Source organism: Paenibacillus sp. Marseille-Q9583, from assembly GCF_976954365.1.
In genome coordinates this window covers 1-4109 of record NZ_CDRJTB010000138.1, presented here as the reverse complement: position 1 = coordinate 4109, position 4109 = coordinate 1, and the positions used below count along the sequence as shown (strand labels likewise).

Sequence of the window (4109 nt, the reverse complement as noted above, 5' to 3'; positions counted from 1 at the left end):
TTACAATTGAATGTAAAGATATCCTGTTACGAGAGTTTAGGGTGGAGGATTTAGACGAGTTTCACGCACTTACCACGCAGCCTGAAATCATAGAATTTCTGCCCGACTGGAATGTCCCTAAAGAACAACGGCTAGATTGGTTAATAAACTATGAAATAAAAGAAAACCAACAGTTTCTACAAGCGGTCTCAGCGGATGGAAATATCGGGGAGCTTCGTCTTCGTTTAGGCATTATTTTAAAAGAGACAAATGAGTTTATCGGTTGGTGCTGTACAGGAATGAAGGATGAATTACCCGCTCCGAACAGAGAAATCATGTATGCCATATCCAAGGATCATCGCGGCAAAGGGTATACCACACAAGCTGCCAAGGGGTTAATTAAGTATTTGTTTGAGCACACTTCTACCGATGTATTAAACGCTATTGCTTTGGTACACAATACGCCCTCAAATAGAGTCATACAAAAATGTGACTTCGACTTAATGAATGAAATTACGATTGAAAATGAAAGTTATAATTATTACCAGCTTTCTAAGCGGTAATGGCAATAGAAGGCATAATGAATGCAAGCACACTTTTGATAGATTACAACACAAGCAAAAAACCTCTGCAGGGAAATGGAGATACGATCCATTTTCTAAACAGAGGTTTTTTTGAGCTGATTCATGATTGCTGCTTCATACGAAGCATTTGCGCTAGAAGCTGTTCCACATCTTTTTCCGGGAATGCCTTCATTAGCGTGTCTTTAAAGGTTTCTTGTGCACGGATGAGCTTGGCCTCACCAATGGAGGTTAGGGAGGTATAAATACTTCTGCGATCACTGTCGCATGCTTTTCTCTCTAAGGCTCCGCAGCCCTTGGCTTCAAACCGGCTAACTAGACGTGAAACGGCACTTTGGCTTAAACCAACCATGGATTCAAGTTTCTGCAATTTCAGTTTTTTCTCTGGGGCTTCCGACAAGAATAATAACAAGTAGAACTCTTTTAAAGATAACCCATGATTCGCTTGCAAATTAACTTCTAATTCATTCGTCACATTCATTTGTATATGCGTTAACGTCAACCAATTCGCGATAAGGTCATTGTTAAGAATTTTGTCCATCTATCTATTCATCTCCTGAGCGTATGACTATTCATGAATTTTTTCTTCTATATAATAGTACTACACTCCACATCCATTGTGCCAAGCTTAATCCAAAAAAGAGAAAAGACCGTTTCTTCAAGAAGTCGGTCTTTTCAAATCATTCCATTTAATTTCGTTATTCCTTAGCCTTTAATTCTAGGAAATCCAAAGGCATACTGCCGAGGAATACCAGGGTCTTGCTGAAGCTCAACCCCAGCCTCCAGCGTCCAATATGGATTTCTCAGCATCCCCCGACCCACTGCAACAAGATCTGCTTCCTCATTCCCAATGACTGCATTAGCAAGAGCAGGTTCATCCAATCTGCCTACAGCAATCACCGGTACATTCAAACCATATTTGATCTCTCTTGCCAAAGGAACTTGATACGCCGCATGTGTTCCTGGCTTGCCAGCAGCCGCGATAGGACCTTCACCACCTGCACTGATATGGAAAATATCTGCGCCAGCTTCTTTATAAGCTTTACTAAATGCCAAGCTTTCTTTAATGCCGTATCCGCCCTCTACATATTCTTGAGCTGAGATACGCATGATCAATGGCATTCCTTCAGGCATTTCACTTTTTGCTGCACGAATGATTTCAGTACCAAACAAGGTCAAATCTTGGCCATATTCATCTGTTCTTTGATTCGTTAGTGGTGAATGGAACTGATGAATAAGGTAACCGTGCGCACCATGAAGCTCGATAACATCAAACCCCGCTTGAATCGCACGCTTCACACTGAGCCGAAATTTTTCAACCATACCCTTCACTTCTTCAGTCGTTAGGGCACGTGGTGTTTTGGAGTCAGCATCAAATGGAACGGCAGAAGAGGATACAGGAACTGCTGCATCTTCTGCCTTACGCCCAGCATGAGCAATTTGAATACCTACTTTTGCCCCATAAGCATGACAAGCATCAACAATTCTAGCCAATGCAGGTATTTGCTCATCGGACCAAATGCCAAGGTCAAAATCAGTAATTCGGCCATCAGGCTCTACATCGGTCATTTCAATAATAATTAATCCTGTTCCTCCAATGGCGCGGCTTACGTAATGATTATAATGCCAATCGGTAGCAATTCCGTCCTTGTTAGTCACTGAATACTGACACATTGGAGGCATGACCACGCGATTCTTCAATTTCAAATCCTTCATTTCATAAGGGGTAAACAAGTTCTTCATGATATCTCTCCTCTTTATAAAAAACTAAATGTATTATGAACATTAAAAACATGTTTTAGCAGAAATTAATAAATGTATGCTCATGCATGTATATTATTATAGAATATCTATGGTGTCAACCATGAATGTCTCCTGCGGTTTAATAACTCCACGTATTGTTGAAATCTTTGTCGCACGGTAATATATGGGTATCTATTTTCTTAGAAAGGATGAACTCACAAGTGGACAAAAAGCTTTTACAATCACATAGTATCTTTCCTACCCTGAATATTGAGCGCACCGCTGCTTATTACAATCAGTACTTAGGCTTTCAAGTTGTGCCCTATTTAGATACGGAAGAACCGCATGTTTGCCTCTATCGTGATGATACAGAAATTATCCTTACTCAATCCCATGGACAAAGGGTTATTCCTAATCGAGAATTGTATGGCTATGGTTACGATGCCTATTTTATTACGAAACAGCAAGAGCAATTGGAGAAAGAATTTGAAGCGGCTGGTGTTAACATTGTCCGAGCATTAGCCAACACCGACTATAACAACAAGGAATTTGTTATTGAAGATGTTGATGGGCGCTGGATTGCTTTTGGGATTAAAGGATAAGAAAAAAACGGCCCTCGGCCGTTTTTCTTATTTTTCAAAAGAGACCTCTGGCTTCTTACCCACACGAACATCCCTTGAAATCCTGTATGCTAGTTCACAGAATTTCTTCTCCACTACCATTGATCTCACAGAAATCACTATGATTATGACTAATCAATCTAGAATAAGCATTCCCCTGATTCAATAGATGCTCTTGAAAAAAATTAGCTACAAGCTCATTTATCTGATTATGAATTCCACATGTTCTTTGATATAAAGTCTCGTCCTCCTCAAAAAGAGGCATATCACTAAAGGACATATGCGTTGCCTTTCGTATTTTCAGAAAAGACTTATATCCATTCCAATTCCGAAAAAGCTTCTCTTGTCCATTGATGAAATCATTTGCTATTTTTTCCTGTAAAAGAATGCTTAAGGATTCTAAAGTAGAAGCTTTTTGCCTTATTACAAGTAGGGGTACCGTATTCTTCGCTTCATTCTCAATATATAAATGCATACTTGCATCTAATAAAATTGCGGCTTTAATTCTATCATCTTCCATAGTTAAATCTAATGCAGTAGCACCGCCTATTGAATGTCCAATAATGCCAACCTTGTCCATATCAAAACTTTCCATTCTTGAATTCAGATTGGATAGGTGATCTAATACATACTTTATATCCTTTTTTCGAATAGAAATTAAGTGATGTAATTCGCTATAATCTGTAGCCTGTATTGTCCTCATGACCTCTGATTGATTCATAAATTCTCCACTTGGACTAACTGTAAACATGGCTTCATAAGCAGCACTGACGGTTACCACTATGAATTCTAGCTTTACCAGCGCTTGTATATTGTAAATATACATATCTCTATCTAAGCCTAGTGCAGGAGAGTATATAATGACAGGATAGGATCGTTTGGATTTTTGTTGCAATTCTCCCTCGCTGATTGAGGTGGATAATCCATCTATGATATCCATATTCATTCCAATATCTTGTAGAATTTCTCTTGCTTGTTGTTCACAGGGCCGGAAAAGATCCATATATTTCATTTCAGATTCGTTGTTATCGAGCAAACCATCCGTATCCGGATAATAAATACTTATCACGATTTTTCTGGGCTCTGACTCTTCTTGGAACGTACCCTTGTGCGTGTAATCCGTTAATACTTCAACTTTTCGAAAAACTCCCATGGTTCCACTCCATTCTTCCTCGTTCACTATATT

The 4109-nt window shown here is 39.3% G+C and carries 5 protein-coding genes; 2 read left to right on the top strand and 3 right to left on the bottom strand.

The features are described from left to right. Window positions 1-5: 5 nt before the first annotated feature. Entirely contained in the window at window positions 6-542 is a 537-nt protein-coding gene (locus ACWNM1_RS30280; protein WP_449603886.1) for a GNAT family N-acetyltransferase, read from the top strand. A 121-nt stretch (window positions 543-663) separates the two neighbouring features. Here the strand turns inward: ACWNM1_RS30280 and ACWNM1_RS30275 are convergent, their stop codons facing one another. Together ACWNM1_RS30275 and ACWNM1_RS30270 are read right to left on the bottom strand one after the other, a co-directional pair. After that, window positions 664-1101 carry a MarR family winged helix-turn-helix transcriptional regulator gene (locus tag ACWNM1_RS30275; RefSeq protein WP_081951075.1) on the bottom strand — a complete coding sequence of 146 codons (438 nt, stop codon included), beginning with the start codon at window positions 1099-1101 and terminating at the stop codon, window positions 664-666. 164 nt (window positions 1102-1265) lie between these two features. After that, window positions 1266-2303 carry an NADH:flavin oxidoreductase/NADH oxidase gene (locus ACWNM1_RS30270; protein WP_449603885.1) on the bottom strand — a complete coding sequence of 346 codons (1038 nt, stop codon included), beginning with the start codon at window positions 2301-2303 and terminating at the stop codon, window positions 1266-1268. Between the two features lie 221 nt (window positions 2304-2524). Here ACWNM1_RS30270 and ACWNM1_RS30265 point away from each other — a divergent pair, with 221 nt between their 5' ends. Further along, entirely contained in the window at window positions 2525-2905 is a 381-nt protein-coding gene (locus tag ACWNM1_RS30265) for a VOC family protein (RefSeq protein WP_449603884.1), read from the top strand. Between the two features lie 94 nt (window positions 2906-2999). Here the strand turns inward: ACWNM1_RS30265 and ACWNM1_RS30260 are convergent. Beyond that, the coding region (locus tag ACWNM1_RS30260) for an alpha/beta hydrolase family protein (protein ID WP_449603883.1) at window positions 3000-4109 on the bottom strand (1110 nt) is incomplete at its 5' end.

Coding starts and splice junctions, on each gene's coding strand:
- ACWNM1_RS30275 (WP_081951075.1), bottom strand. CDS start 1,101: ATGGACAAAATTCTTAACAATGACCTTATCGCGAATTGGTTGACGTTA.
- ACWNM1_RS30270 (WP_449603885.1), bottom strand. CDS start 2,303: ATGAAGAACTTGTTTACCCCTTATGAAATGAAGGATTTGAAATTGAAG.